Below are 26,980 nucleotides of genomic sequence, written 5' to 3'. Positions count from 1 at the left end.
CCGACCCAAACGGAAAGTGGTCAGCCATGGTGGCACTCAAGCCCGAAGTCGCGTCGTTCGCAGGAGATCTCTTCACCGACGAGGTGATCCGTGACCCCTATCTCACGTATCGACACCTTCGTGACGCGGGCCCTGCGGTATGGCTGAGCGCTCACAACGCATGGGCGGTCAGTCGATACGACGACGTGCATGCCGTCCTGGGCGACCATGGTTTGTTTTCCTCGTATCCGTTTCCGGGCTTCGAGCCCGACAGGCCGGAGGTTCCCAAGGGCGGTCTGCTCGGGAGCGACCCGCCCGATCACACCCGGCTGCGCAGCATCCTGTCCGAGCACACGTCCCCACGGGCGCTACGCAAGCTCCGGGCCGACATCGAGGAGCAGGCAGACAGCCACGTCGCAGCTCTGGTCGCCCTGGGTGAGTTCGACATCGTCCAAGACCTGGCCCAGCCGTTTCCCATCAAGATCGTGTCGGACCTCGTCGGCCTTCCCGTGGACGGCCGGGACAACTTGCTCATCCTCGCCGACGCGGGGTTCAACGCCTTCGGCCCGGCCAACGAGCGCTACTTGAAGGTCCTGCCGAATATTCCACGAGTCATCGAGTACGTCGGGACTGCGATGAGTCGCGAGAACATCGCGCCCAACAGTTGGGGAGCGGCCGTCCACGATGCGGTGGACGCGGGCCGGGCTCGACCTGACGAAACCTTCCACCTGCTGAGCGGTTTCGTCGTCGCCGGGATGGACACCACCATCAGTGCCACAGGAAGCGCGATATGGCTGCTGGCAACCCATCCCGAGGCGTGGGCGGCCTTGCGGGCGAATCCGTCTCTGGCCGGACAGGTCTTCGAGGAGACGCTACGGTTCGAATCACCCGTGCGCTTCTTCGCCCGCGGTGCCACCCGCGACACCATGATCGGTGACGTTCCGATCGCCGAGGGGGATCGGGTGGTGGCGATGTATGCGTCCGCCAACAGGGACGAGCGTCGCTTCGCTGACCCGGACCGTTTCGACATATCACGCAGATCTGGCGGCCATCTTGCCTTTGGCTACGGGATTCATTCGTGTCTGGGTCAGGGTCTGGCCCGGATCGAGGGGCCCGCGATCCTGGCCGCACTGGCGAGGCGAGTTGCTCGAATCGAGCTCACCGCCGAGCCCGAGCGTTATCTCAGCAACACCATCCGAGCGCTCAAGAGCGCACCTGCACGTGTCATAGCCGCTTAACCCCAACAACATTCCGGAGGCTCATCTTGTCCATGTCGTTCTTGACCGCTGATTCGGTGCCGGTAGCCGAAACCTCCTTCGCCGCGGCTCTGCGGGAGTTCGCCGACGTCGTGGGGCCGCAGTGGGTGCTGACGTCAGAGGAGGCGAAGCGCGAATTTCGAGACCCCTTCCAGCCGGAGGAGTGGGATGGATTCCGCGCCGGCGCCGTCGTGCAACCAGAATCCGTCGAGCAAATACAGCAGATCGTCCGGATCGCACAACGCCACAACGTGCCGTTGTGGACGCAGAGCCAGGGACGCAACAACGGTTACGGTGGCTCGGCCCCGCGATTGTCCGGTTCGGTGACCGTCAACCTGCGTCGGATGAACAAGATCCTGGAAATCAACGAGGATCTCGCCTACGCACTGGTCGAACCTGGCGTGAGCTTCCAGCAGCTCTACGACGAAATCCAGTCTCGGGGTTTGCGTTTGATGTTGTCGGTTCCCGATCTCGGGTGGGGAAGTCTGGTGGGCAACTCGCTGGAGAACGGCACCACCTATCTGCCCAACGGCAAGGACTTCATGGCGCCTTGCGGTCTGGAGGTAGTTCTGGCCGACGGCGATCTGCTCCGCACGGGGATGGGTGCACAGCCCGGCAACGAAAGTTGGAACCTCTACCGGCGCAGCTACGGTCCGGCGCTGGATGCTTTGTTCACGCAATCCAATTTCGGCATCGTCACCAAGATGGGCATCTGGCTGACACCGACGGTGGAAACGATCACCCACGTGACGGTCGACGTCTTCGCCGACGCCGACCTCGTACCGATGGTCGACATCCTTCGTCGGCTGCGGCTCGACGGCACCGTCGACGGAGTCCCGTGCATCTTCAACACCCTGTTGGTCGCGTCGACGCTCGGACCCCGAAGCCAGTGGTACGACGGTGATCCGACCAGGCCCGTGCCCGAGGAGGCCATCGACGAGATTGCCAAGAGCATTGACGTCGGGCGTTGGATGCTGCGCTTCGCGCTGTACGGCGACCAAGCCGTCGTCGACCACAATCTGGAGAAGTCGACGGCGGCGTTCTCGCAGATCCCGGGAGCTCGCGTCCGAGCCGCAACATGCCCGTCAGAGCAGATCGCCAACCTGGAAAATCCCTCCGACCGTGTGTTGGCCGGAGTGCCCAATCTCGGCTGGGCCGAGATGGGTGGCTGGTATGGCGGAAAGCACGGCGGCCACATGGGCTTCTCGCCGGTGGTTCCGCTGCGGGGAGAAGACGTCTACCGATTGCAGAAATTCCTTGGCGAGCGAGTCGAAGCCGCCGGCCTGGACTACATGGTCGACATCATCGTGGTCAACGCACGAAGCGCGGTCAGCGTCGCCGGATTGTCCTTCGATTACGCCGATTCGGAGGCAACGAAGGTGGCCTACGAGACGGCCAGCAACCTGGTCCGCGAAGCGGGGGAGATTGGGTACGGGGAGTACCGCGCCCATTTGAACTTCATGGACCTAGCCGCCGATCAGTACAGCTTCAACGACCACGCATATATGCGCTTCGTAGAGAAGATCAAGGACGCCGTCGATCCAAGCGGAATCCTGTCGCCCGGAAAGCAGGGAATCTGGCCTGCGGCACAGCGGATTGCGCGGTAGCGCCGTGGCCACTTCAGTAGTTGGTATCCAGTCGTCGGGAACGGCTTCATGACAGACCTTTCCGGCAAAGTGGTGCTGATCAGCGGTACGGGTGGCGGTATGGGGCGTGCCGCCGCAATCGAATTCGCCCGACAGGGCGCGATCGTGGTTGGCTGCGATCTCAATGCGCAAGGCGCTCAGGAGACTGTCGACCTCGTACGGCAGAACGGCGGTCGGATGGACTCGGTGCATCCGGTCGACCTGGCCACCGAAGAAGGCGCCGCCCGCTGGGTCGAGGACGCAGTCCGTGCTCACGGCGGGATCGACGTGCTGTACAACAATGCCTCGGTCGCCCGGGTCGGACCGTGGGATGAACTTACCTATGAGGATTGGCGCTTCTCCATCACGCACGAGCTCGACATCGTCTACCTGTGTACTCGGGCGGCCTGGAGTCATCTGGTGGCCCGCGGAGGTGGTGTCGTGATCAATATCGCCAGCGTCGCAGGTCAGACCGGCGCGAAGTTCGTGCACCAGCACGCACACGGAGCCGCCAAGGGCGGGGTGCTCGCATTCACCAAGCATCTGATGGTCTCCGGGGCTCCGCACCACATTCGCGCGGTGTCGATCAGCCCGGGCCTGATCGTGACTCCAGCCACCGACCATGTCATCGCTGCCCTTGGGCCGCAGGGGAATTCGGGACTCATCGAGTCGATCCCCTCGGGGCGCCTTGGGCAACCCGAGGATGTCGCGACGTTGGCGGCATTCCTGGCATCGGATGCGGCCGGCTATATCAACGGGGCGGATATCGTCATCGACGGTGGCATCACCGCAGCGGGATAGGCCAGCCTCGCCGTCGGAGATCCCGGCGGGCTGGCCTATCCACTTTCAGGTGCGGGGCTACGCGTCGATGGTCACGTCAACTCGGTCGGCCGACTGTGTGATCGGCGCGAGATAGGTCGAAATGGCGTCGTAGATCGCCACGGCGGCTGGTATCGCCGTGGCGACGGTGAACGATGCGTGGATCAGTCCGTCCATGCATCGGTATTCCACCGGCACTCCGGCGGACGCGAGTGCCTCTGCATAGAGTTCACCCTCGTCTCGGATCGGGTCGAGTTCGGATGTGATCAGCAGAGCCGGAGCCACGCCGGTGAGATCCTCGATGCGAAGCGGCGCACTGGCTTCGGAGAGCTCCGCGCCCGCCAGGTAGATCTGCCAGAACTTCTTCGTCGCCGCGGTCGTCAGGAAGAAGCCGTCGGCGTACTCGATGTGAGAGGGTACGGGCGCCGCCGGGCCCAGCGCCGGGCAGAGGAGAACCTGCGCCGCCAACGGAATTCCCGCATCGCGGGCATAAACGGCCGCGAGGGCCACCAGATTGCCCCCCGCACTCTCGCCCATCACGACGATACGGGTCGGATCGCCGCCGAAGTCGGCGATGGTGTCGTAGGTCCAGCGCAACGCGGCGATGGTGTCGTCCTTTGCCGCCGGAAACGGATGCTCTGGTGCGAGTCGGTACTCGACGGAGACCACGATCGCGTTGTTCTCGACGGCCAGGCGTCTGCAGGTTGGATCGACGGTGGCGATCGAGCCCGAGACGAACCCTCCGCCGTGACAGAACAGGATGACGGGAGCGGGACCGTCCACCTTCGAGACGTACACCCGCACCCGCGGGTCGTCGACGTCGTGCGTTGGTACGTCGGGGCCCGGATCTTCGGCGGCAGCTGCGCCGTGGCTCATCTCGCGAATCTGGGCCACCGTCATGTCTTCCATCTTCGGGGAGCCAAAGGCAAGTAGCCCGGCGAGTACGAGCGCCGCACCGGCGTCGGCCGTCACGAGCGGAGGGAGCGGCGAAAGTTTCTCGTCCACGGACAATCCCGCAAAATCCCGGTCCACCACTTCGTTGAGAACTTTGCGATAGAAGGGGGAGCCGACGACCAACACATAGGCGGTGTTCGGCTTGCCCTCGACGTTTCCGCCCGAATACCACGACGTCTTCGATTCCGACATCAGATTTCGCGCGTAGACACCGTTGACGAGAGTGGTCCACGCCTCCTCCGCAGCCAGCGTCGTGTCAACCGTGCTGGCACCTCGTTGGCGCAGTGTGGCAACGAGACCCGCGATGTAGTCGACGTGGTCTTCGAGTATCAGTGGCGTGTTGGTCTGGGAGGCCACGCTGAGCACGTTGCCGACTGAGAACAGATTCGGGAAGCCGGCGATGTGCAGGCCGAGGTAGTTCCTCGGCCCGTCGGCCCAGTGCTCCTGCAATGACACACCGTCTCGACCTGTGGTCGGGATGGCCAGCACAGGTCCGGTGAAAGCATCGAATCCGGTTGCGAGGATGATGATGTCGACATCCCACGAGGAGTTGCTCGTCCGGATTCCGGTCGGTGTGATCGCCTCGATCGGGGTGGACCGAACGTCGACCAGCTCGACATGGTCGAGGTTGAAGCTGTCGTAGTAGGACGTTTCGAACGCGGGGCGCTTGACACCGTAGCCATGATCGTGGGGCGTGAGCAGTGCGGCGACGGCCGGGTCTTCGACGCGTTGGGCGATCTTCTCGCGAACGAAGTCGGCGGCAGTGTCATTGGCGGCGCGGTTCCACATGAGATCGCCGAATGTGGAGATCAGAAAGCTGAAACCGCCCTTGTTCCATTGCCGTTCGTATACCTCTCGGCGCTGTTCGGGATCCACTGCCAAGGCTGAGGGCAGCCCCCGCTCCAACGGCATATCCCCGACCCTGTCGCGGGAATCGGCTCGGACGTCTCGCCAGTTGTCTGCGTTCCACCGTTGGCGTTCGACGGGAACGGGTTCGTTGCGCAGCGGTACGGCGTAGTTGGGCGTGCGCTGGAATACCGTCAGGTGGCCGACCTTGTCGGCAATCTCCTGGATCACCTGGATGCCCGTGGATCCCGTTCCGATCACCGCGACTCGCTTGTCGGTGAAGTCGACGGGGTGGTGTGGCCAGCTGCTCGTCGAGTACAGCTCGCCACCGAAGGTATCCAGTCCGGGGAATTCGGGCTGCTTGGCTTTGGACAACACACCCACCGCCGAGATTACGAAATCGGCGGTGCATCTGACCTCGCCACCGACGGCGACGGTCCAGCGCGTGGACGACTCGTCCCAACTCAACGACGTTACGCGCGTTCCGAATTCGAATGTCCGCTCGAGATCGAGTTTCGCGGCGACGAACTGCAGGTACGCGAGGATCTCCGGTTGTGCGGGGTACTTCTCGCTCCATAACCACTCACGCTGGATCTCGTCGGAGAACGAGTAGCTGTAATGCACGGATTCGATATCGCATCGCGCACCCGGATACTGATTCCACCACCAGGTGCCGCCCACGCCTGCGGCCATGTCGAAGCCTTGTACCGATAGGCCGAGCTGGTCTCGGAACTCGTGCACCGCGTACAGACCTGAGAATCCGCTACCGATGACCACGACGTCATGATGCGCTGTCACGAAAAACCTCCGTTTGGTTATGAAGGTCCAACGTTATGGCTGGCCACGTGCCGTGAACCATGGACAAACGGTCGGACTGGCGGGCAGTTCTTGACCATTTGGCTACCTCGGCTCACACTCGCGGGGTGGCATACCAGCAGGAGGGCGCTACGACGACTTCCCCAGACGAAGTGATGGATGGGGTCCGCGCCACCGTCTCGTACCTGTTGCCACGGTCGTTCGACATCGCCGACGAACTCGCCCGGCACGCAATCGAGCGAACTCCGGAGGTCATCGAGCTCGGGCTCGATGACGTGGTCTTCGCGAGTTGCCGGGCGCACATGACCACATCGTTGGACTGTCTTGCCAGAGAGGTCCCGTTCGACTCGCTGACCCTGTCGTTGGAACTCGTGGGATACGCGCGCGTATTGGCCCGCAGTGGCCTGACTCTTCACGCCTTGATGCGTGGTCATCGGGCGGCGAACACCGCGTTCATCGCGTGCTGGGCGGATGCGGCGGCGGCGTGCCTGTCGTCCGAGCCCTTCGTTGCCGCGCAGGTGGTCAAGCGCGGTACTCAGTATTCGTTGAGCTGGCTTGAGGCCATCAGTGACCTGGTCTCCGAGCATTTCACCTTGGAGATGGAACGGCTGCGGGAGGAACAGTCACACGAGCGGCTGGACGAGGTTCGGCGAGTGCTGGCCGACACCCACCACGACGGTCGTGTGGTCGGCAGTCCCGGGTATCGGCTGACGGGTGGTCATCTCGCCGTTGTTCTCCTGGATCGTTCGGACCGGCCCGATACCGCTGCACTGGATGCCGCACTGCGGGAGGTGTGTATGCAGCTCGGGGTGACCGAGCGGCTCGGTGTCCGGGTGGATGCACGCCTGATGTGGTGTTGGTTGCGGTGGCCGATGTCTCGCGCAGCGGTCATCGGTGATGTCGCAGCACCGGTACTTGTCGGCGTTGGTGGGCCTGCCGAAGGCGCCGAGGGCTTTCGTATGAGTCATCGAGAAGCGTTGGAGGCGTTGCGAACTGCACGTATGGCCAGCCGTCCCGCCGGAACCGCGACAACGTACTCCGACGTGGCCGTTGCGGCGCTCTGCACCGCCGATCCCGATCGGGCGAGGGCATTTGTCGTATCCGAGCTGGGTGCGCTGGGTGTCCGTGACGACGTGGCCGATCGCGTGCGGGCGACGCTACGGGCGTTTCTTGCTGAGAACAGCAACTTCCGTGCCACTGCCGCGCAATTGAATGTGCATCACAACACCATTCGGTACCGGATCGAGCAAGCCGAGCGTTTGCTCGGTCGATCCGTCGGCGACCGCCGACAGGCGCTCGAACTCGCGCTGCATCTTGCCGACTATGTCGGGACGGCCGACTGATCGGATCGGGTGCAGCCAGTTACGTCAACCCCGCAACGCGGCGCAGCATGTCGATGAACTGATCCCGTTCGTCTGGGTCGAGGGCGGCCAGGATTTGTTCGTCCACGGCCGTCGAGAGCGGTGCGAGCTCGGCGAGTAGAAGGCGCCCGGTATCGGTCAAGACCACCATCTTGGTTCGCCGGTCATCTGGGTGCGCGGCCCGCGTCACGTGTCCAGCACCTTGCAGGTCGTCGACGATGGCCACGACAGCACTGGGATCGACGTCGAGGATCTCACTGAGTTCACGTTGAGCAAGGCCGCCGCGCTCGTTGACCGCCACCAGCACGGTGTAGTGCCGACTGCGCAGTCCCAGCTCGTCCAGCGCGCGGTTGAATCCGCGAATCGCCCGCCCCCCAGCCCTGGCGAGCAGGAAGCCGGGATCTCGCGACAGTGCTGGTGCGCTGGGAGGGTTACGGCGTGTGGCGGCGATGGCGGAACTTCCTCTCTGCTGCGGGCAGTCTCTCACGGCAGCGTCGCGAACGTCCTTGATTGCAGATCATAATGATTGACATTTACAACGATTGATGATCACATCCTTTTGGTTCAATCGGAAGGATGAAGCAGATGAACTTGACAGGCAAGGTCGCGATCGTGACCGGGAGCGGGCGAGGGCTCGGTCTGGCCTACGCCAAACAGTTGGCGAGCGTGGGCGCGCAGGTCGTGGTGAACGACGTCGACGCCGGTGTGGCCGAGGCCGCGGTGCAGGCGATCACCGCCGCGGGCGGCACCGCGGTCGCGCAGGTCGTCGCTGTCGGCACCAGCGAGGCAGCGCAGAGCCTCGTCGACTGCGCGGTAGATGCGTTCGGCCGCCTCGACATTCTGGTCAGCAACGCAGGAGTGCTCCGCGACAAGGTGCTGTGGAAGATGACCGACGACGAATTCGACACGGTGATCGGCGTCCATCTGCGAGGCACGTTCGTCTGCGCCCGGGCCGCAGCGATCCGCATGCGTGAACAGGGCCACGGCGGCAGATTGATCCTGGTCGGCTCACCGGCCGGACAGCGAGGCAACTTCGGGCAGACCAACTATTCGGCGGCCAAGGCCGCGGTCGTCGGATTGGCGCGTACCTGGGCGATGGAACTCTCCCGGGCGGAGATCACCGTCAACGCCGTCGTGCCGGTCGCCGCGACCGCCATGACCGAGACGATTCCCGCGCTCAAGCCGTATGTCGATGCCCTGCGTAGCGGGGAACCGATGCCGCCGTTTGCCCGACGCGCGCTCGGATTCGGCACCCCTGAGGATGCCGCAGGCCTGGTGGCGTTCCTGGCCTCCGACGCCGCTGCCGAGATCACCGGGCAGGCGATCGGCATTGGAGGCGACCGGCTTGCGCTGTGGTCGCACCCCGAGCAGATCGTCGCCGCCTACGCCGACGGCGGCTGGAGCCCCGACGCGATCGCCGAGGCGTGGCCGACAATCTTCGCGGGCCACGTGCAATCCGTGGGTGAGCAACTCCCCGAACCGGCCACGATCTGAATGGTCATGGATATCAACGCCTTAGATGCCATCGACGTCCACGTTCACGTCGAAGTCGACTGCCAGGGGCACTTGGCGTTGCCCGACGACTTCGTGGCGGCGTCAACTGCCTACTTCGGTGCCGATCAGCACAAGTCGAGTATCGACGAGATCGCCGACTACTACCGAAAGCGCCGCATCGGTGCGGTCTTGTTCAGCGTCGACGTCGAAGCATTCACCGGACATCAGGCGCTGTCGAATGAGGAGATCGCCGACGCCGCGGCCGGACATCCCGATGTCTTGATCCCGTTTGCGAGCATCGACCCGGCCAAGGGCAGGGCCGGTGCCCGGCGACTACGAAGCCTGGTATCCGACCACGGGGTGCGCGGACTCAAACTGCACCCCAGCATCCAGAACTTCGCTCCCGACGACGGCAGCGCCTATCTGCTGCTGGAGGTGGCCCAGGAGTGCGGGATCCCGGTGTTGTTCCACACCGGTCAAACCGGTATCGGTGCGAACATGCGAGGCGGGGGTGGCGTCCGGCTCGGGCTGTCGAATCCAATGCTGCTCGATGAGGTGGCAGTGCGGTTCCCCGATCTGTGCATCATCATGGCGCACCCGTCGTTTCCGTGGCAGGACGAAGCGTTGGCGGTCGCGACCCATAAGCCCAACGTCTACATCGACCTGTCTGGGTGGTCACCGAAATACTTTCCGCCCCAACTGATTCGCTATGCGAATACGTTGCTGGCCGACAAGGTGCTGTTCGGATCGGACTATCCGATGATCACGCCGGACCGCTGGCTCGCCGACTTCGCGCAGCTGGACATGAAACCACACGTCATCCCAAAGATTCTCAAGGACAACGCAGTACGAGTCCTCAACCTCGCGCCCGAAGGGACAACCACATGATCACCACGACGTTCGACGAACTGGCGACACTCTCGGGAACCGACCTTGGATCCAGCCAATGGCTCACGGTGAGCCAAGACCGCATCAACACCTTCGCCGACGCCACCGAGGATCATCAGTGGATCCACGTCGACCCCGAACGTGCCAAGACCGGACCCTTCGGCGGGCCCATCGCCCACGGATACCTGACGCTATCGCTGGTCATCCCGCTGTGGAGCGAGCTGCTCGATGTCGACGGGGTGAGCACGAAGGTCAACTATGGACTGAACAAGGTCCGCTTTCCGTCGCCCGTCCGCGTCGACGCGAGAATCCGTGCCACCGCGACACTTACCGACGTCCAGCGAGTCGCCGGCGATGGCCTGCAGTTGACCTCCGGTGTGCGCGTCGACGTCGAGAACGGCGACAAGCCGGCCTGCATCGCCGAGCTGGTCTTCCGCTTCTACCGCTAACCCACGTCCGGAGATGCCATGGTGTTCCGTAGTCCTCATCCCGACGTCGATATCCCCGACGTGGCTCTGCACGACTTCGTCATGGGCGCCGCTGCCCGCCGCTTCGGCGACAAGGTCGCTTTGGTCGACGGTGACACCGCAGAGACTCTGACCTATCGGGAACTGCACGACCGTGTGCATGCTGGAGCCGATTACCTCACCAAGATCGGTGTGCACCCCGGTGACGTCGTGGCCGTAATGAGCCACAATCAACCCCGCTTCGCCGTTGTCGCACATGCAGTGTTGTCAGCGGGCGCCGCGATCACGCCCATCAACCCGATGTACACCGCCGATGAGGTTGCCGCTCAACTGAATGCGGCCCACGCCAGTGTCCTGGTGACCTCGGCTGAGGCGGAGCCGCGCGCCGTGCAGGCGGCCAAGAGGGCCCGAATCAGACACGTTCTGGTCATGACCGGACCCGACGCGGGCTGGCTCGATCCGACCGTCGACAGACCCGTGGTCGAACCGTCCGGCCACGTCGACCCAGTGAACACGGTTGCGGTGCTGCCGTTCTCCAGCGGCACCACCGGCGTTCCCAAGGGCGTGCGGTTGACGCACCGCAACGTGGTGGCCAACCTCGTCCAAATGCGGCAGGGTTGGCGGATCCAGTCCGACGATGTCGTCCTCGCCGTGCTGCCGTTCTTCCACATCTACGGTTTCACCGTCATCCTCAACTCGAGCCTGCTCGCCGGCGCGACGATCGTCACCCAGGCCCGATTCGACAGAGAACGGTTCTTGGGCGCCGTCGCCCGGCACCGTGTCACACGCGCCTTCTTCGCTCCGCCGATGCTCCTGTCCATCGCCAAGAGTGAACTCGCGCAGCGATACTCGACAACAAGCCTGCGATATGGAATCTGCGGCGCCGCTCCTCTCGACACCGATGTGGTGACCCGGGTCGAGCAACGACTGGGGTGCAGAATTCGGCAAGGCTACGGAATGACCGAGGCCTCACCCGGCACCCACATCGTGGCCGACGACGCCGCGGCCGACACACCGTCAGGATGCGTCGGGACGTTGTTGCCCAACACCGAGGCCCGTCTCGTCGCGCCGGGCACCGACACCGATGTCGGACCCGGTTGCGCCGGAGAATTGCTCATCCGCGGGCCACAGGTGATGGCCGGGTATCTCGACGATGGCGCCGCGACGGCCGACGCCATCACCGATGGGTGGCTACGCACCGGCGACCTGGTCCGCATCGACGCCGGCGGCCAGTACTGGATTGAGGACCGGCTCAAGGAACTCATCAAGTACAAGGGTTACCAAGTGGCGCCGGCGGAACTGGAAGCGGTATTGCTGACTCACCCCAACGTGACAGACGCAGCCGTCGTGCCCGTACCCGATCCGACCGCCGGTGAAGTGCCCAAGGCGTTCGTCGTACTAAGCAGCCCGAACGCGGACCTCGACGAAGTCATCGCCTACGTGGCCCAACGGGTGGCGCCCTACAAGAAGATCCGCAGCATCGAGGCCGTAGAGACAATCCCCAAGTCGCCGACTGGCAAGATCCTCCGGCGTCTCCTGAAGGACCGCGAGCGCCTACAGCGCCCGGCCGATGCCGCGGGCTGCGACCTGAAGGGCGCCCAGTAGACGTTGGCGGTCCCGCTTGAGGCTGGGCACGACCACGCCGATCGCCGCGACCACGGCATGGTCTGAGGATTGGATGACTGGGACCGCCAGCGAGCATGCACCCAGCGTCATCTCCTCTGTGGTCGTGGCCATCCCGTCGCGGTGGACGCGTTCTAACTGCGCGGTCAGCGCAGCGGGTGAGGTGATCGTGTACGGGGTGACGCGCGTCAGACGCGTCAAGACGCCCCGCAGGACGTCCGGGGGTGCATGGGCGAGCAGTACCTTGCCGACGCCGGTGCAGTGCATCGGTAACTTGGTGCCGACGGTGCTGACGATGGGGACCGACGTCCGGCCCATCATCCGTTCCAGGTACAGGATCTCGTCTCCGTCGCGGACCGCGAGGTGGACGGTGGCCAGCGTGGCGGCGTAGATGTCGTGCATGAACGGTTCGGCCACCTCGCGCAAGCGGCCCTCGACGGGCGCGAGAAGGCCTGCGTCCCAGAGCAATCTGCCGATGACGTAGCGGCCGTCATCGCGGCGTCGAAGCGCGCCGCCTGCGACCAGCTCCGCCGCCAGCCGATGCGCCGTGGGCAGGGGCAGCGCGGCCCGCTGGGCGAGATCGGTGAGGGCCAGGCTGCGGTGGTGGTCGTCGAAGGCGCCGATCACGGCCAGCAGCCGGGACGCGACTGTTGCCCCCGGCGTGGAGGTATTGCCCGCCATCGTCCACGTGCCTTTCACTGAGTGGAAACCAGTGCTTACCGCTCCTTACTCTTGCACCCTGATCGCCGAGCGGGAAGGGCACGGTCTGCCGTCGATCGTCTGCGAGCGGCCGAGCTGTGGACGCCGCCAGCCGTGGTTGGCAGCCGTCGCCCCGGGCCAACGGGAGCAGCTGGCTGCGCAAGCCACCGAGGTGCTGGCCCGCCCGGCCCCATCGCTACCGAGCGCAATGGTGAACACGCAGACCATTTGGCACCGGTGCTCGCGCGCATCCCTTCACGGCGAATGAGCACGGGTGACGAGGTGGCTTCGGCCGAACTGCCTCGCCCAAAGCCGATTTCGCCCTTGTTAACCTCTCGGCATGCCACGAAGAATGAGTGACGAACAAATTGAGGCGTTTCTCGACAGCCGACCGGGGTGGGCGGCACTGAGCACCGTCGACGAGGATGGCTTTCCGCACACGGTGCCCCTGGGTTACTTCCGCCTTGGCCGCGACATCGTCATGGGTGTGCGGGACGGGACACGCAAGGTTGCCAACGTCGAGAGCAACCCGAACGTGAGCATCATGCTGGAGGACGGCTCGAGCATGGCCGACATCCGGGGCGTGATGATCCAAGGTCACGCCCGCATCGTTCGCGAACGAAGCGAAGCAGTCGAGCTCGCGAGAGAAGGTGCCCGGAGGCGGGGCGTGCCAGAGTCCGAATGGCCCACCGAACCCAGACCGGGTGCCGCCTACATCCGCGTGACACCGGTGAGAACGTCGTCTTGGGACTACTCGAGTTCAACGCCAGACGAGGCTTAGCTCGACCGGGGTTCGCGCGTTTCGCCGACGACGTCCGCCTCGACCATGACCGCGCGGTCAGCACGGTGTGGCTGTCCGGCGGGCAAGGTCAACTGCTGGCGTTGGCTCGCTCTCGGGGTTAGTAGGAATCGTCTGGCGGCCCGTCAGGACCTTCGTCCCGCGCCACGCCGCGATCTCTAGAATCGGAGGGCAATCACTCTCTGAAATGCGGCAGACCAAGGTCTCGCTTATGCGGCAGGGGGTCCGTCCGAACCGATGCCGATGGTGATCTGCGGATCCGCGGTCGGATCTAGCCACTCGAGTACCGACCGCATCTGTTCCCGTGCAATTGCCACACATCCCCAGGTGGGGTTTCCGTCGCTGACGTGGAGGAAGATGCCCGCCGAGTGGCCGGGGATGCGCTGGGGGTTGTGGTCGACGAGCACCGCGTAGTCGTACATCATTCCGGAGTCGTAGAGATTCTCCGCGTCCTCGGAGTCGATCTCGGCCGCGTGGACGTGGGTGTTGTAGGTCGGCGAATCTACGTCCTCGTCCCACCAATCCTCGTCAGTAGTTTGGAAGTACGGCATGCGGGTTCCGGGATTCGGTTGGCGGCCGAAGGACTGGCCGAGCGGGAACGTGCCTGTCGGCGTGCGGAATACGTCATCTTCTGGTGATCCGACGCCCAGTTCGCCGAGCATCGCAGGCGTCGGCCCTATCACGGCCTTCCAGGTGTCGCCCTCGCGCTCGTAGGCGGTGAGGCTCCCGGTCTGGGACGACGCCGACGGCGTGCTCACCATGATGACCTGCTTGGGGGTCTCCGCGTTCGCCATGATCGGATCCACCGATGCGCTCACGGTCATGGCCGCGGCGGCGGCCACGATGGGCAGACCGAAGGCGAAACGCCCAATCTTGGGGGACGGCATGTTGTCGATCCTTCGGGTCTGTGGCTGCTTGGCTGGCTTCTCGGCCTGCACTCCCCGTCCATGATTACCTGCGCGAGCCGCTCTCGGCCATCGGCCCCGGCGATTTCGGTTGGCCACCTGGCTGCGCACTCCCGCGCCCGCCGTCGGACCTTTGCCACTCGCGCGTGGATGTGACATGTTCGAAGTAGAGCCTCGACGAAGGCTTCCGGACGAGGGGTGCCGTACCCGGTGCGCGACAAGACGGCCCAGGGAGTTCCTCGTGTCCTGGATCGTTCTGGTCATATCGGGTGTCTTGGAGGCCGTATGGGCAACTGCCCTCGGCAAGTCCGAGGGTTTCAGCAAGCTGTCGCCAAGTGTGGTGTTCGTGGTGGCGCTCGTCGCCAGCATGGCTGGATTGGCCCACGCGATGCGGGACCTGCCGGTCGGGACCGCGTACGCCGTCTGGGTCGGTATCGGGGCGGTCCTCACCGTGGTCTACGCGATGGCGACGGGGGACGAGCCGGCGTCACTTCTCAAGGCGGCGTTCTTGGTGATGATCATCGGAGGCGTGGTCGGCCTCAAGCTGGTGCACTGACTCACCCGACTCAGGTGCCCCGCTAAAGTTCGAGGCCGTCTGTCAAGCTGCTCGGCATCGAATCACGGAGGAGAACGATGTCGACACCGCGGGACGCCGCTGCGCTTGAGCCCCTGTCCACCCACGGGCCGACTCGCGCGTGGGCCGCCGTCGCGGTGCTCGCTCTCGTCGGCACCCTCAACTACGTCGACCGCTTCCTGCCGGGCGTGCTGGCCGAGCCCATCAAGCGGGAATTGGCGTTGTCCGACACTGCAATCGGCGTCATCAACGGGTTCGGGTTCCTCATCGTCTACGCCGTGTTGGGCATCGTGATCGCCCGTGTTGCCGACCGTGGCATCTTCGGCGCTGTCATCGCCACCTGCCTGACGTTGTGGGGTGCGATGACGATGCTGGGCGGCGCGGTTCAATCCGGCCTACAGCTCGCGCTGACCCGCGTCGGCGTGGCCGTTGGCGAGGCGGGCAGCACACCGGCGGCGCACGCCTACGTGGCGCGCAACTTCGTCCCGGAGAAGCGGTCGGCGCCGCTGGCGGTCATCACCATGTCCATCCCGCTGGCCAGTGCCGCCAGCCTGCTCGGCGGCGGCCTGCTGGCCCAAAGCTTGGGCTGGCGGGCGGCTTTCGTGGTGATGGGCGGAATCAGCGTGCTGCTGGCACCCCTGGTGCTGTGGGTGGTGGGCAGCCGTCAGCGCCTACCCACCCCGCCCGTGCGGGAGCGCTCCGCGGCGCTGAACTGGTGGGATCTGCTGCGCAAACCCAGCTTCCTGGCCATGGTGGCCGGCACCGCACTGGTGTCGGCGGCCGGCTATTCGCTGACCACCTTCGCGCCCGCGTTCCTGATGCGCACCCGAGGCATGTCGCTCGGCGAGGTCGGTATCGAGTACGGCTTGGCCACCGGTTTTCTCGGAGTTCTGGGGCTACTCGTCGTCGGACGGATCGCCGACCGGCTGGCGACCCGCGACCCGCGCTGGCTGCTGTGGATCGTGGTCATCCTGATCGCGGCCCTGCTGCCGGCTTCAGTGTTGGCGTTCGTCGTCGAGAGCCGCACGGCGTGCGTGTGGCTGCTGGCACTGGCCTATGTCATCGGCACCGCATATCTGGCGCCGTCCATCGCGGCGATCCAGCGCCTCGTGCTTCCCGAGCAGCGCGCGACGGCGTCGGCCATCTTCCTGTTCTTCAACGCGACGCTCGGCGCGGTCGGACCGTTCCTGACCGGTGTCGTCAGCGATTCCCTGACCGCAGAGCTGGGCCCGCAGGCACTGGGCCGGGCACTGCTGATCCTGGTGCCGACCATGCAGCTGGTGGCGATCGGCTGTTACGCGCTTGCCGCACGGCGCTACCGCCGCGACATCGTCGAGGAGCCCTGAGCAACCGAATCCGTTGCGGTTGAGCGGTATTGCTCTTTGCCGTTTCGCATCCTCGAGGCCGCCGTTCGTCAAACCGGCGCGTAGGCAACGATGGGACGATGGGTCACCTGGAGGTCGCGCACGTTGACTACTACCTGCCCGATGGGCGGCTGTTGTTGGCGGATGCGAGTTTCCGGGTGGAGCAGGGCGCGACCATGGCCCTGGTCGGGCCGAACGGAGCCGGAAAGTCCACGCTGATGCGTCTGGTGGTCGGGGAGCTACAGCCCGACGAGGGCACGATCACCACCAGCGGTGGCCTCGGGGTCATGCCGCAGTTCATCGGTTCCGTGCGTGACGACCGGACGGTCCGCGACCTGCTCGTCGCGGTGGCTCGCCCGTCCGTCGTGGCAGCAGCCAAAGCGGTCGACGCCGCGGAGTTGGCGATCATGACACGCGACGACGAGGCCGCGCAGATGGCATACGCACAGGCGCTGAGCGACTGGGGTGACGCAGGCGGCTACGACTCGGAGAACCTCTGGGACGTCTGCACGGTGGCCGCCCTCGGCATGCCCTACGACAAGTGTCAGTGGCGGCAGGTGGGAACCCTGTCCGGCGGCGAGCAGAAGCGCCTCGTGCTGGAGGCGCTACTTCGCGGCCCCGACGAGGTGCTGCTGCTCGACGAGCCGGACAACTACCTGGACGTACCGGGCAAGCGCTGGCTTGAGGAGGAACTGAAGAGAACCACCAAGACGGTGCTCTTCGTCTCGCACGACCGAGAGCTGCTGTCGGTGGCCGCCGACGCGATCGTCAGCGTCGAGCCGACGCCCAGCGGGTCGGACGTCTGGGTCCACGGCGGCGGATTCGCGTCCTTCCACGAGGCGCGGGAGCGACGGTTCGAGCGGTTCGACGAGCTGCGCCGGCGGTGGGACGAGAAGCACGCCCAATTGAAGAAACTCGTCCTGGACATGCGGGGGTACGCCGGGCGCAGCGACGCGATGGCGTCCCGGTACGCCGCGGCCCAAACCCGGCTGCGGATGTTCGAGGAGGCCGGGCCGCCGCCGGAGCCACCCCGCAAGCAGGACATCAAGATGCGGCTGCGCGGCGGTCGCACCGGCCTGCGCGCCGTCACCTGCCAGGACTTGGGACTGACCGGGCTGATGGACCCCTTCAGCCTGGAGGTCTTCTACGGTGAGCGGGTCGCGGTGCTCGGCTCCAACGGCTCGGGGAAGTCGCACTTCCTGCGGCTGCTGGCCGGCGAGGACGTCGCCCATACCGGCACGTGGAAGCTCGGCGCGCGCGTCGTTCCCGGGTTCTTCGCCCAAACGCACGCCCACCCCGAGCTGGAGAAGCGGACCTTGGTCGACATCCTGTGGGAGGTGCACGCCAAGGGCCGAGGTGGCGCGATGAGTGCGTTGCGCCGCTACGAGTTGGAACAGCGCGGCGACCAGCCCTTTGGCAAGCTCTCGGGCGGCCAGCAGGCGCGCTTCCAGATTCTGCTGCTGGAGCTACAGGGTGCGACCGCGCTGCTGCTCGACGAGCCCACCGACAACCTCGACTTGGAGTCCGCCGAGGCCCTGCAGGAAGGCCTCGAGCTCTACCAGGGCACGGTGTTGGCGGTCACCCACGACCGCTGGTTCGCCCGCACCTTCGATCGCTTCCTGGTGTTCGGCGCCGACGGCAGCGTCCGCGAGACCACCGAACCCGTCTGGGACGAGGCCCGCGTCAAGCGCGCCCGTTAGACCCTACGGAGGCGCCTGCAAGTAAGCGACCAACGCATTGGTCAAACCCCTGCGTGCGACGTCGAGGTCGGCGTAGGAGCCGAGTTGGCGCTCCGACACGAGGCCGCGCATGGCGCCGGGAATCAACGCGGCCACCTCGCGGATGCGTTCCGGGTCGACGTCAAGATCGGCAAATGCGTTGCGGCAGATGGCCAACCACGATTGCCCCCACGAATACAGTTCCGCGGCGGTTTGCGGGTACAGGCGCTCCAGTTCGGAGGGGTCCCGAGGCAGCGCCGCCCGCAGGTTTTCGATGGCCCGAGAATCCGGGGCGGCCAGACCCTCGTACAGGGTATCGACGATGCTGGCGACCCGGTCGCCCAGGGGGTCGTCTCCGCCGACGGCGGCGAACACCTCCGCGCGGCGCTCGGCGGTTCGGTGCAGCACGGCGGCCCAGAAGCCGTCCGTGTCGCCGAATTGGTACTGAACCGCGCCCCACGTGGCTCCGATGTCCTTGGCGATCCGGTTGGCCGACACCGACCCCGGGTCACCCGAGGCCAGCGACTTCAGGGCGGCCTCCAGCATGTTCTCGCGAGTGGCCTGGCCGCGCCGATTGGGGCGCCGGGGTGGCGATGACGCGTCGGCTACATCGGTCATTCTGCGAGGGTAACGCGTCGGGCACACTTTTCGTCGAAACCACTATGAATGTTTCATTGACTGCTCTATGCTTCGCCGCATGGCCAAGCCGCCCCTTTCCATGAAACCGACGGGCTGGTTCCAGGTCGCCTGGTCCGACGAGGTCGGCATCGGCGACGTCCGCACGATGAAGTACTTCGACCAGGAAATGATCGCTTGGCGCTCGGAGTCCGGTCAGGTCACCGTGATGAACGCCTACTGCGAGCACCTCGGCGCGCACCTCGGATTCGGCGGCACCGTCCACGGCGAGATCTTGCAGTGCCCCTTCCACGGCTGGCAGTGGAATCAGCAGGGGCGCAACGTGTGTATCCCCTACGAGGACCGGCCCAACCGAGGCCGTCGCATCAAGACCTATCCGGTGACCGAGCGCAACGGGTCGGTCTACATCTGGCACGACATCGAGAACCGCGAGCCGTTCTTCGAGGCGCCGGACGTCTTCGCCGATTTCGGCGACGGACGCAGCGAGGCGGACTACTACCCGCAGCAGCGGCTCTTCCAGCAGGGCCTGGAGATGCACCCGCAGTACGTGCTGGAGAACGGCGTGGACTTCGCGCACTTCAAGTACGTGCACCAGACCCCGATCGTGCCCGTCTTCACGCGTCACGACTTCGACGACCCGGTGTCCTACGTCGACTTCACGATCACCTTCGAAGGCGACGACGGTCAGAAGATCGAGGACGTCAACAGTGGTGTCGAGGCCATCAACGGCGGGCTTGGGATCGCGGTCACCAAGAGCTGGGGGATGATCGACAACCGCACCATCTCGGCGATCACCCCGGTCGACGACTCCACCTCCGACGTGCGGTTCATGGTCTACATCGGCCGCCCACCCGCGGACTCCGCCAAGGACCCGGTGCGTGCCGAACGCAAGGCGACCGAATTCGGCGCGGAGGTGATCCGGCAGTTCAGCCAGGACGTCCACATCTGGGCCCACCAGCGCTACTCCGATCCGCCGGCTCTGGCGAGCTCAGAACTCAAGGGTTTCACCGCAATCCGCAAGTGGGCGTTGAAGTTCTATCCCGACGGCAAGGGCGGCAGCGCCGCAGATCTTGCCGCCCGCTCATCCGCACACTGACCGACCACGACCTCTTCAGAAGGGCTGTCCATGACCATCAAGGTTTTTCAGGTCGCGACCGGCAACGTCGGCTCCGAGATGATCAAGCGCATCGCCGATCAGCCGGACCTCGAACTCATTGGCGTGCATTGCTATTCACCCGACAAGATCGGAAGAGACGCCGGAGAACTCGCCGGCCTGGCGCCCAACGGCGTGACCGCCACCGGCACGGTCGAGGAGATCATCGCCGCCAAGCCGGACGTGCTGACCTTCCACGGCGTGTTCCCCGACGAGGACCTCTACGTCACGGTCCTCGAAGCCGGCATCAACGTCGTCACCACGGCCGACTGGATCACCGGCTGGCACCGCGACCGCAACCATCCGCATGCCTCGGGAAAGCCGGTCAGTCAACTGCTCCAAGAGGCTTGCGAGAAGGGCGGTTCCACGTTCTATGGAACCGGCATGAACCCCGGACTGAACCAGATCCTGGGTGTTGTCTGTTCGGCCGACGTCGCCGAGATCGAGAACGTCACCACCATCGAGTCCGTCGACGTGTCCTGCCATCACAGCAAGGACACCTGGATCGAGGTCGGCTACGGTCAACCCGTCGACGATCCCGAAATCCCCGGCAAGTTGGAGAAGTACACCCGGGTGTTCGCCGACAGCGTCTACATGATGGCCGACTGCTTCGGCCTGACGTTGGATGAGGTGAAGTTCAGCGCCGAGCTCGGGGCCTGCACCAAGGACGTCGACCTGGGCTGGTACCAGCTGCCCAAGGGATCACTCGGCGGCAACTACATCAAGTACCAAGGCATCGTCGACGGCGTCCCGCGGGTGGAGACGCACCTGGAGTGGCAGATGACCCCGCACACCGATCCCGGGTGGGACATCAAGGGCTGCTACATCACTCAGATCAAGGGCGACCCCTGCATCTACAACAAGCACATGATCTTCCCCAAGCCCGGCGTCGACCTGTCCAACCCCGACAACTTTGCCTCCATCGGGATGACCGTCACGGGGATGCCGGCGCTCCACGCGATCAAGTCCGTCGTCGCCGCAGCACCCGGCATCATCACCAGCGCCGACCTGCCGCTGCGCGGCTTCGCCGGGCGTTTCTCGCTCTAGACAACGACGATCTGCTCGTCAAGACGATTCGCAGCACGAAAGTCGACCGGTCGACGCCGTCGTGTAACGCCACGCCCCACCGGAAGCACTCCTTTTACGTAAGCGGTCAACCCGTCGATAAAAGGAACGTCAATGTCCTTGGACAATCGCACGTCTCGCCTGTATTGCCCACCCAACGCCTCTCGGGTGGCCCCGGTGGCGAAGTTGCTCGCAGTGGCGCTCTGGACGCTGGGTGACGCCGTGCGGACGCTGCGCTCGGAATCGCCGAGCCGATGACCGCCGGGCAGTTGAGCACCTCAACCAGAACGGTCTTCGGTGGCAGTAGCGGCAAGTTGGCAGGCAAGCTGGAGATGCCGAGTGACGCCCCGAGAGCCTGGGCACTGTTCGCGCACTGCTTCACCTGCGGCAAGGACAACGTTGCGGCAGGACGGATTTCACGAGCACTGGCGAATCAGGGATTCGCGGTACTGAGATTCGACTTCACCGGCTTGGGGGAGTCCGAGGGTGACTTCGCCGCGACCGGCTTCAGTTCCAACGTCGAGGACTTGGTCTTCGCCGCGGACCATCTCCGCGACCAGTTCAGTGCCCCCGCGGTGCTGATCGGGCATTCGCTGGGCGGGGCGGCAGTCTTGGCAGCCGCGCAGCGCATCCCCGAGGTCCGCGCGGTCGTCACCATCGGTGCACCGGCCGACCCCTCCCACGTCACCGGACTGCTGGGCGACGCGCTACCCGTCGTCGACGCCGGCGAAGCCACGGTGTCGATCGGGGGGCGGCCGTTTCGGGTGCGCCGCGAATTTCTCGACGACATCGCGATGCAACCGCAGCGCGAGCGCATCTCCACCCTCGACGCCGCGCTGCTCGTCATGCATTCCCCGATTGACCAGGTGGTGTCGGTGGACAACGCGCGGGTCATCTTCGACACCGCGCGGCATCCGAAGTCGTTCATCACCCTCGACGGCGCCGACCACCTTCTCAGCGATCGGGCCGACGCCGAGTATGCGGCGAGCGTCCTCGCCGCATGGGCGAGCAGGTACGTGGCGAACCCCACGACGTCCGCCGATCCGAACACTGATAACCCGGCCGAGGGCGCCGTGCGGGTGGCGGAGAGCGGACCCGGCAGACTCACCCAGCGGATCAGCACGCGCCGGCATCGGCTGACCGCGGACGAACCCCGACCCGTCGGCGATGACGCCGGCCCGACGCCATACGACTTGCTCCTGGCCGCGCTCGGCGCCTGTACGTCGATGACGGTGCGGATGTACGCCGATCGGAAGCAGTGGCCGCTCGAACGCATCGTCGTCGATTCCCGCCACTTTCGCATCCACGCCAAGGACTGCGCCGAATGCGAGACCGCCACGGGGATGGTCGACCGGATCGAACGCGACATCACCCTCATCGGCCCGCTCGACGCCGACCAACGCGCCAAGCTGCTCGAGATCGCCGACCGATGCCCGGTGCATCGCACCCTGCGTTCCGAAGTGTCCATCCACACCGCTGAAGCACCAACCGACAAAGAAACAGGCTGACATGAACCAAGATTCGGAATTCGACGTAGTCGTCATCGGCGGCGGCCCCGGCGGCGCCTCAGCGGCGGCGTACCTCATCGCCGAAGGGCTTGAGGTGGCTCTCGTCGAGGAACGCCTCATCGGCGGTGAATGCCATTACTGGGCATGCAATCCGACCAAGTCGCTGCTGCGCCCGATCGAAGTGCTGGCCCTGGCGAAGGCCGTTCCCGGCGTGCGGGAAGCCGTGGGGCTTGGCCAGCTCGACGTCGCCGCCGTCTTCGCCAAGCGCGACGCCATCGTCGACCATCTCAACGACGACGGCGCCACCGCTGGAATGCAGCAGAGCGGCCTGACGGTGATCCACGCCCACGGCCGACTGGCCGGCCCCGGGGAGGTCACTGTCACCCACCCCGACGGTCGCGAAGACACCGTCCGAGCGCGGCAGGCGGTCGTGCTCGCCACCGGTACCCGTCCGACCATCCCGGACGTACCGGGACTGGCCGAGGCGCGCCCCTGGACCAACCGCGACCTCGCGACCATGACCCACGTGCCACCACGAACCTTGATCATCGGTGGCGGCGTCGTCGGCGTCGAATTTGCCACCATCCTGGCCGGCCTGGGTTCCAAGGTCACACTGCTCGCCCGCGGCGGCACCCTGCTTCGCAACTGCGAGACCGTCGCCAGCGAGATGGTCACAGAGTCGTTGCGGCGCAGGGGAGTAGACCTCCGCTTCCAGGCTTACCCATCTGATGTCACCAGACCGGTCGCGGGCGGCGCCGTCAGCGTCACCGTCGGCGACGAGACCATCGAGGTCGACGAAGTCGTCTTAGCCGCGGGACGGACAGTCAACACCGATTCCCTCGGCTTGGAAACCGTCGGGCTGCGTGCAGGAGAGTTCGTCGCCGTCGACGACCATTTGCAGGCACTCGGTGTGGACGGCACCTGGCTGTACGCGATGGGCGACACCACCGGGCGTGCGCTTCTCTCGCATCTGTCGCAATATCACGCGGTCGTGGTCGCCGACATCATCGCCGCTCGCGCACGAGGTCGCCAGCTAGGCGCCGACGAACTCGTCGCCCGCGACCCACACAACCTCCCACAGGTCGTCTACACCGACCCTCAAGTCGTCGAAGTGGGCCGAACCGAAAGCGAGGCTCGCGCAGACGGATTCACCGTCACGACGGCCACCGCGCGCTACCCGGAAGCCGTACCCGACCTCGCCATCTTTCGCGACGGCTTCGACGGCTGGGCGAAACTGGTCATCGACGCCGACACGGACACCCTGCTCGGCGCCACCTTCGTCGGACCCGAGTTCGCGGAACTCGCCCAAGCGGCCACCCTCGCCGTCGTCGCGAAGGTACCGATCGAGACACTCCGTCACGTCGTCGCGCCGCATCCGTCGGTCAACCAGATCTGGAACCCGCTCCTCGCCCGACGGCGGGACCGTTCGGGTGATCCGACGTGAACGAGAAGACCAGCGCTATGGGCTCGGAAGCGGCTGAATGTCACACCTCGCCGTCAACACGAACCGGGATCGGCACCCATCTCACGGCTTCTCATGGGCATGCCGTCGACCACGGCGTAGATCCTCTGAAGATCGGGAACCTCGTCGACGCGGAACTTCTCGCCGCCGTCCTTGCCGATCAGCACGACGCTGAACGCGTTGTCTCCGATTGCAAACTGGTCCGTCAGCCGCCGTGACTCGTCGGCCTTGACGGCGTGACCGTCGAGGGTGCTGTCGCCCTCGGCGACCACCACTCCGAGCACCATGTCACGACCGGTGAAGTCGCATCGAGTGGCCTCGATCCGGTTCAGCGTCTCGACGAGTCGGGGATCGCTGGCCTTCGGCGCGAACACCAGTAGCGGACGACTCTCCCAGCGATAGTCACTCAGTTCGGCCGCCATGGCAGTAGCTGATCCGAGGGCGGTGCTCACCACCAAGACGACGAGCATCAGCGCCACTCCTCGAACACCGCGCTTGATTGCCATAACGATTTCGACTGTACCGAATTCAGGCATCCACGCCGCCGTTGAACTGGCCCCGTGGTCAATCTGGGAGCCGGACTCACCACCCAAGTTCCGTGGAGGTGTCCAGCGGCTTTGCCCAGGCCCCAAGTCGCGGACCCCCACCGCTGCGATCGCCGACAAACGGAAGCCCTAGCCGCATCCGCATTCCATCTCCGGGACGGTGCCGAAGCCTTACCTTCAGTGGGTGGCAACAGGGACGAGGAATCGGCGATGACGACCGAACAGCACGTGACGTACTGCCGGATCTGCGAGGCCCTGTGCGGCGTCATCGCCACCGTAGAGGACGGACGCCTGGTGAAGTTGCGGCCCGACGACGACAACCCGTTGTCCCGCGGCCGTGTCTGTCCCAAGGGCATCGCCATGGCGGACGTGCAGAACGACCCCGACCGAGTGCTGACTCCGCTGCGCCGGCGCCCGGACGGAGGGTTCGACGAAGTCGGTTGGGATGACGCGCTGGCCGACATCTCGGCGCGGCTGCGTCGCATCGTGGACCACCATGGCGGCGGCGCCGTCGCCCACTACCTCGGCAACCCGGCGGCGTTCGGCTACGCGACCAGTCTGTGGCACGGGTTGTTCATGAAGCGACTGAACTCGCCACACCAGTATTCGCCTGGCTCCCAGGACATCAGCAGCCGGTTCGTCGCGAGCCGGCTGCTGTACGGCACCATCAGTCAACTGCCATTCCCCGATCTTCCCCGGACCGACTTCCTGCTGATGCTGGGGGCCAATCCACTTGTCTCGCACGCCAGCGCGTTGCGAAGTCCGCGCATCAAGGACGACCTCGCGGGCATCGTCGCGCGCGGCGGACGAGTGGTGGTGGTCGACCCCCGACGCACCGAGACCGCGCGTAGCTACGAGCACGTTGCCGTGCGGCCCGACACCGACGCCTGGCTGCTGCTGTCGATGTTGAACGTCCTCTTCGAGGAGGGGTTGACCGACGACGTCGCGATCGCACGACAGACGACCGGGGTGGCCCAGTTGCGCGCTGCGGCAGCCGAATTCCCGCCGGAGCGCACGGCGAAGAGAACGGGTGTGGCTGCCAGCGTCGTCCGCGGCCTGGCGCGAGACTTCGCCTCGGCGCCGTCGGCAGCCGCGTACGGTCGCACTGGCGCGTGCTTGGGGCGACACGCCACCCTGGTCTGTTTCCTGCTCGACGCACTGTCGGTGGTCACCGGAAACCTCGACCGCCCCGGTGGAACCCTTTTCGGCCGCGGCGTCGTCCCGCTCGAAGAGTTCGGCGAACGGGCGGGAGCCCTGAGCTACGACCAGGTCCGCTCCCGCGTCGGCAATCATCCCGACGTCATGGGCACCTTCCCTGCGGCGATCATGGCCGAGGAGATGACCACTGCGGGGCCCGGTCGGATCCGGGCGCTGATCAGCACTGCGGGCAACCCCGTCCTGTCGGTTCCCAACGGCAAGGCCCTGGCGGACGCGCTGCCGACGTTGGATCTGTTCGTCTCCATGGACCTCTACGTCAACGAGACGAATCGACACGCGGACTACGTCCTCCCGGCCACGACGTTCCTCGAAAGACGAGACCTGCAATGGGGTTTCGCCGCGGCGTCACCGACGGTCTACATGCAGTCGACCGAAGCGGTCGTCGCGCCCTACGGTCAGGCGCGAGAGGAATGGCGGGTCTACGACGACATCGCCCGCTTGATGGGTATGTCGCTGCTGGCGCAAGGGCCGCTGGGCCGGTTCAACTCGATCTTCGTGTTCCTCGAACGCGTCGCGCCGGCACGCCTGACACCCCGCGCCATCTTCGAGATGCTCCTGCGTCTCGGGCCCTACGGTGACCGGTTCGGGTTGCGCCGCGGAGGGCTCAACGCACGGCGGTTGCGCGCACTGCCGCATGGTGTGGTGCTGGCGGAACACGCGCCGACCGGGATCCTACGCGAGATGGTCCAGCACCCGGACAAGCGAGTTCATCTGGCGCCCAATGAGATTCTTGTCGAAATGAGCCAACTCGGCGATCGGCATCCCGACGACGCGGCCTTCCCGCTGATGATGATCGGCCTGCGCGAACTCCGGTCACACAACTCGTGGATGCACAACAGCGAAACGTTGATGAGGGGAACGACGCCGCGGCGACACCGTGCCCGGGTCAACCCGACGGACGCGGCCGACGCTGGCCTCGTCGACGGAGGCAGGGTTCGTATCGTGTCGCCGTCGGGGACCATCGACACCGAGGTCAGCATCACCGACGAGGTGGGTCCTGGCACCGTCGCGGTCCCGCATGGCTGGGGTCACGACGGAGGATGGCTGCGGGCCAACGCGGCTGGGGGTGCGAACGTCAACGATCTGACGTCGAGCCGCAGCGAGGATCTCGAACGCCTGGCGGGAATGTCGGTGCTGAACGGCGTCGCGGTGCGGCTGGAGAAGGTCGACGAATCCGCCTCGGCGCCAGCGCTTCACAGCTAGACT

At 65.5% G+C, this 26,980-nt stretch carries 24 protein-coding genes and 1 riboswitch; of the genes, 18 read left to right on the top strand and 6 right to left on the bottom strand.

The window, feature by feature from the left end:
• Nucleotides 1-26 precede the first annotated feature (26 nt).
• The 3 genes from B1790_RS00840 (at nucleotide 27) to B1790_RS00830 (ending at nucleotide 3,661) form a co-directional block, all read left to right on the top strand.
• Nucleotides 27-1,217: a cytochrome P450 gene (locus B1790_RS00840; RefSeq protein WP_079921230.1), complete on the top strand. Its 1,191-nt coding sequence runs from the start codon at nucleotides 27-29 to the stop codon at nucleotides 1,215-1,217.
• A 32-nt stretch (nucleotides 1,218-1,249) separates the two neighbouring features.
• Complete coding sequence (locus tag B1790_RS00835) at nucleotides 1,250-2,842, top strand: FAD-binding oxidoreductase (RefSeq protein WP_079921229.1); 1,593 nt, start codon at nucleotides 1,250-1,252, stop codon at nucleotides 2,840-2,842.
• A gap of 69 nt (nucleotides 2,843-2,911) precedes the next feature.
• Nucleotides 2,912-3,661 carry an SDR family NAD(P)-dependent oxidoreductase gene (locus B1790_RS00830; protein WP_233164867.1) on the top strand — a complete coding sequence of 250 codons (750 nt, stop codon included), beginning with the start codon at nucleotides 2,912-2,914 and terminating at the stop codon, nucleotides 3,659-3,661.
• A gap of 57 nt (nucleotides 3,662-3,718) precedes the next feature.
• On the opposite strand, the gene B1790_RS00825 is transcribed toward B1790_RS00830, so the two are convergent.
• On the bottom strand, nucleotides 3,719-6,277 hold the full coding sequence (locus B1790_RS00825) for an alpha/beta hydrolase fold domain-containing protein (protein WP_079921227.1): 2,559 nt from the start codon (nucleotides 6,275-6,277) through the stop codon (nucleotides 3,719-3,721).
• A gap of 389 nt (nucleotides 6,278-6,666) precedes the next feature.
• Between B1790_RS00825 and B1790_RS00820 the strand changes: the two genes are divergently transcribed.
• Nucleotides 6,667-7,638: a CdaR family transcriptional regulator gene (locus B1790_RS00820; RefSeq protein WP_158083721.1), complete on the top strand. Its 972-nt coding sequence runs from the start codon at nucleotides 6,667-6,669 to the stop codon at nucleotides 7,636-7,638.
• Between the two features lie 19 nt (nucleotides 7,639-7,657).
• On the opposite strand, the gene B1790_RS00815 is transcribed toward B1790_RS00820, so the two are convergent.
• The gene (locus B1790_RS00815) at nucleotides 7,658-8,143 is read right to left on the bottom strand and encodes a MarR family winged helix-turn-helix transcriptional regulator (RefSeq protein ID WP_233164866.1); all 486 of its coding nucleotides are present in this window, start codon (nucleotides 8,141-8,143) and stop codon (nucleotides 7,658-7,660) included.
• 98 nt (nucleotides 8,144-8,241) lie between these two features.
• Between B1790_RS00815 and B1790_RS00810 the strand changes: the two genes are divergently transcribed.
• From B1790_RS00810 to B1790_RS00795, 4 genes are read left to right on the top strand one after another with little or no spacing between them, the layout of a single operon-like run.
• Nucleotides 8,242-9,150, top strand: a complete 909-nt coding sequence (locus tag B1790_RS00810; RefSeq protein ID WP_198951870.1) for an SDR family NAD(P)-dependent oxidoreductase — start codon at nucleotides 8,242-8,244, stop codon at nucleotides 9,148-9,150.
• Nucleotides 9,151-9,156: 6 nt separating this feature from the next.
• Nucleotides 9,157-10,038, top strand: a complete 882-nt coding sequence (locus B1790_RS00805; protein WP_079921315.1) for an amidohydrolase family protein — start codon at nucleotides 9,157-9,159, stop codon at nucleotides 10,036-10,038.
• Nucleotides 10,035-10,487: a MaoC family dehydratase gene (locus B1790_RS00800; protein ID WP_079921224.1), complete on the top strand. Its 453-nt coding sequence runs from the start codon at nucleotides 10,035-10,037 to the stop codon at nucleotides 10,485-10,487. Before B1790_RS00805 ends, B1790_RS00800 begins: the two co-directional genes overlap by 4 nt.
• Nucleotides 10,488-10,505: 18 nt before the next feature.
• On the top strand, nucleotides 10,506-12,110 hold the full coding sequence (locus B1790_RS00795; protein WP_079921223.1) for an AMP-binding protein: 1,605 nt from the start codon (nucleotides 10,506-10,508) through the stop codon (nucleotides 12,108-12,110).
• Here B1790_RS00795 and B1790_RS00790 read toward each other — a convergent pair.
• On the bottom strand, nucleotides 12,060-12,809 hold the full coding sequence (locus tag B1790_RS00790; RefSeq protein ID WP_079921222.1) for an IclR family transcriptional regulator: 750 nt from the start codon (nucleotides 12,807-12,809) through the stop codon (nucleotides 12,060-12,062). The two genes, B1790_RS00795 and B1790_RS00790, sit on opposite strands and share 51 nt — an antisense overlap.
• Nucleotides 12,810-13,167: 358 nt before the next feature.
• Here B1790_RS00790 and B1790_RS00780 point away from each other — a divergent pair, with 358 nt between their 5' ends.
• Entirely contained in the window at nucleotides 13,168-13,608 is a 441-nt protein-coding gene (locus B1790_RS00780) for a pyridoxamine 5'-phosphate oxidase family protein (protein ID WP_079921220.1), read from the top strand.
• Nucleotides 13,609-13,835: 227 nt separating this feature from the next.
• On the opposite strand, the gene B1790_RS00775 is transcribed toward B1790_RS00780, so the two are convergent.
• On the bottom strand, nucleotides 13,836-14,513 hold the full coding sequence (locus tag B1790_RS00775) for a L,D-transpeptidase family protein (RefSeq protein ID WP_079921314.1): 678 nt from the start codon (nucleotides 14,511-14,513) through the stop codon (nucleotides 13,836-13,838).
• A gap of 184 nt (nucleotides 14,514-14,697) precedes the next feature.
• Nucleotides 14,698-14,763: riboswitch (guanidine-III (ykkC-III) riboswitch) on the top strand.
• A 9-nt stretch (nucleotides 14,764-14,772) separates the two neighbouring features.
• Here B1790_RS00775 and B1790_RS00770 point away from each other — a divergent pair.
• The 3 genes from B1790_RS00770 to B1790_RS00760 all read left to right on the top strand — a co-directional run bounded on the left by B1790_RS00770 (nucleotide 14,773) and on the right by B1790_RS00760 (nucleotide 18,169).
• Entirely contained in the window at nucleotides 14,773-15,087 is a 315-nt protein-coding gene (locus B1790_RS00770; RefSeq protein ID WP_079921219.1) for a multidrug efflux SMR transporter, read from the top strand.
• Between the two features lie 77 nt (nucleotides 15,088-15,164).
• Complete coding sequence (locus B1790_RS00765; protein ID WP_079921218.1) at nucleotides 15,165-16,451, top strand: MFS transporter; 1,287 nt, start codon at nucleotides 15,165-15,167, stop codon at nucleotides 16,449-16,451.
• Between the two features lie 98 nt (nucleotides 16,452-16,549).
• On the top strand, nucleotides 16,550-18,169 hold the full coding sequence (locus B1790_RS00760) for an ABC-F family ATP-binding cassette domain-containing protein (protein ID WP_079921217.1): 1,620 nt from the start codon (nucleotides 16,550-16,552) through the stop codon (nucleotides 18,167-18,169).
• Between the two features lie 3 nt (nucleotides 18,170-18,172).
• Here B1790_RS00760 and B1790_RS00755 read toward each other — a convergent pair whose 3' ends face one another.
• On the bottom strand, nucleotides 18,173-18,805 hold the full coding sequence (locus B1790_RS00755; RefSeq protein ID WP_079921216.1) for a TetR/AcrR family transcriptional regulator: 633 nt from the start codon (nucleotides 18,803-18,805) through the stop codon (nucleotides 18,173-18,175).
• 79 nt (nucleotides 18,806-18,884) lie between these two features.
• Between B1790_RS00755 and B1790_RS00750 the strand changes: the two genes are divergently transcribed.
• From B1790_RS00750 to B1790_RS00735, 5 genes are all read left to right on the top strand, one after another.
• Nucleotides 18,885-19,919 (top strand): Rieske 2Fe-2S domain-containing protein, encoded by a 1,035-nt coding sequence (locus B1790_RS00750; protein WP_079921313.1) that lies wholly within the window; start codon nucleotides 18,885-18,887, stop codon nucleotides 19,917-19,919.
• A 30-nt stretch (nucleotides 19,920-19,949) separates the two neighbouring features.
• Nucleotides 19,950-21,023 carry a dihydrodipicolinate reductase gene (locus B1790_RS00745; RefSeq protein ID WP_079921215.1) on the top strand — a complete coding sequence of 358 codons (1,074 nt, stop codon included), beginning with the start codon at nucleotides 19,950-19,952 and terminating at the stop codon, nucleotides 21,021-21,023.
• 132 nt (nucleotides 21,024-21,155) lie between these two features.
• Entirely contained in the window at nucleotides 21,156-21,299 is a 144-nt protein-coding gene (locus B1790_RS34545; protein WP_158083720.1) for a hypothetical protein, read from the top strand.
• A complete protein-coding gene (locus B1790_RS00740) occupies nucleotides 21,296-22,549 on the top strand; it encodes a bifunctional alpha/beta hydrolase/OsmC family protein (RefSeq protein ID WP_079921214.1) in 1,254 nt (417 codons plus the stop codon). Before B1790_RS34545 ends, B1790_RS00740 begins: the two co-directional genes overlap by 4 nt.
• A 1-nt stretch (nucleotide 22,550) precedes the next feature.
• A complete protein-coding gene (locus tag B1790_RS00735) occupies nucleotides 22,551-23,993 on the top strand; it encodes an NAD(P)/FAD-dependent oxidoreductase (protein WP_079921213.1) in 1,443 nt (480 codons plus the stop codon).
• Between the two features lie 53 nt (nucleotides 23,994-24,046).
• On the opposite strand, the gene B1790_RS00730 is transcribed toward B1790_RS00735, so the two are convergent.
• Nucleotides 24,047-24,517 (bottom strand): DUF4174 domain-containing protein, encoded by a 471-nt coding sequence (locus B1790_RS00730; RefSeq protein WP_079921212.1) that lies wholly within the window; start codon nucleotides 24,515-24,517, stop codon nucleotides 24,047-24,049.
• 249 nt (nucleotides 24,518-24,766) lie between these two features.
• Here B1790_RS00730 and B1790_RS00725 point away from each other — a divergent pair, with 249 nt between their 5' ends.
• Entirely contained in the window at nucleotides 24,767-26,977 is a 2,211-nt protein-coding gene (locus B1790_RS00725) for a molybdopterin-dependent oxidoreductase (protein WP_079921312.1), read from the top strand.
• The last annotated feature ends 3 nt before the right edge of the window (nucleotides 26,978-26,980 follow it).

Source organism: Mycobacterium sp. AT1 (assembly GCF_002043095.1).
GTDB lineage: Bacteria > Actinomycetota > Actinomycetes > Mycobacteriales > Mycobacteriaceae > Mycobacterium.
The sequence above is the reverse complement of the archived record's forward strand: the minus strand, read 5'-3'. Positions and strand labels throughout refer to the sequence as shown.

What these genes read in the sequence shown, in the direction of transcription:
- B1790_RS00800 (WP_079921224.1), top strand. Translation starts at nt 10,035, where the DNA reads ATGATCACCACGACGTTCGACGAACTGGCGACACTCTCGGGAACCGAC.
- B1790_RS00765 (WP_079921218.1), top strand. Translation starts at nt 15,165, where the DNA reads ATGTCGACACCGCGGGACGCCGCTGCGCTTGAGCCCCTGTCCACCCAC.
- B1790_RS00750 (WP_079921313.1), top strand. Translation starts at nt 18,885, where the DNA reads ATGGCCAAGCCGCCCCTTTCCATGAAACCGACGGGCTGGTTCCAGGTC.
- B1790_RS00810 (WP_198951870.1), top strand. Translation starts at nt 8,242, where the DNA reads ATGAACTTGACAGGCAAGGTCGCGATCGTGACCGGGAGCGGGCGAGGG.
- B1790_RS00760 (WP_079921217.1), top strand. Translation starts at nt 16,550, where the DNA reads ATGGGTCACCTGGAGGTCGCGCACGTTGACTACTACCTGCCCGATGGG.
- B1790_RS34545 (WP_158083720.1), top strand. Translation starts at nt 21,156, where the DNA reads ATGTCCTTGGACAATCGCACGTCTCGCCTGTATTGCCCACCCAACGCC.
- B1790_RS00795 (WP_079921223.1), top strand. Translation starts at nt 10,506, where the DNA reads ATGGTGTTCCGTAGTCCTCATCCCGACGTCGATATCCCCGACGTGGCT.
- B1790_RS00780 (WP_079921220.1), top strand. Translation starts at nt 13,168, where the DNA reads ATGCCACGAAGAATGAGTGACGAACAAATTGAGGCGTTTCTCGACAGC.
- B1790_RS00840 (WP_079921230.1), top strand. Translation starts at nt 27, where the DNA reads ATGGTGGCACTCAAGCCCGAAGTCGCGTCGTTCGCAGGAGATCTCTTC.
- B1790_RS00805 (WP_079921315.1), top strand. Translation starts at nt 9,157, where the DNA reads ATGGATATCAACGCCTTAGATGCCATCGACGTCCACGTTCACGTCGAA.
- B1790_RS00725 (WP_079921312.1), top strand. Translation starts at nt 24,767, where the DNA reads ATGACGACCGAACAGCACGTGACGTACTGCCGGATCTGCGAGGCCCTG.
- B1790_RS00730 (WP_079921212.1), bottom strand. Translation starts at nt 24,517, where the DNA reads ATGGCAATCAAGCGCGGTGTTCGAGGAGTGGCGCTGATGCTCGTCGTC.
- B1790_RS00835 (WP_079921229.1), top strand. Translation starts at nt 1,250, where the DNA reads ATGTCGTTCTTGACCGCTGATTCGGTGCCGGTAGCCGAAACCTCCTTC.
- B1790_RS00740 (WP_079921214.1), top strand. Translation starts at nt 21,296, where the DNA reads ATGACCGCCGGGCAGTTGAGCACCTCAACCAGAACGGTCTTCGGTGGC.
- B1790_RS00790 (WP_079921222.1), bottom strand. Translation starts at nt 12,809, where the DNA reads ATGGCGGGCAATACCTCCACGCCGGGGGCAACAGTCGCGTCCCGGCTG.
- B1790_RS00735 (WP_079921213.1), top strand. Translation starts at nt 22,551, where the DNA reads ATGAACCAAGATTCGGAATTCGACGTAGTCGTCATCGGCGGCGGCCCC.
- B1790_RS00755 (WP_079921216.1), bottom strand. Translation starts at nt 18,805, where the DNA reads ATGACCGATGTAGCCGACGCGTCATCGCCACCCCGGCGCCCCAATCGG.
- B1790_RS00775 (WP_079921314.1), bottom strand. Translation starts at nt 14,513, where the DNA reads ATGCCGTCCCCCAAGATTGGGCGTTTCGCCTTCGGTCTGCCCATCGTG.
- B1790_RS00745 (WP_079921215.1), top strand. Translation starts at nt 19,950, where the DNA reads ATGACCATCAAGGTTTTTCAGGTCGCGACCGGCAACGTCGGCTCCGAG.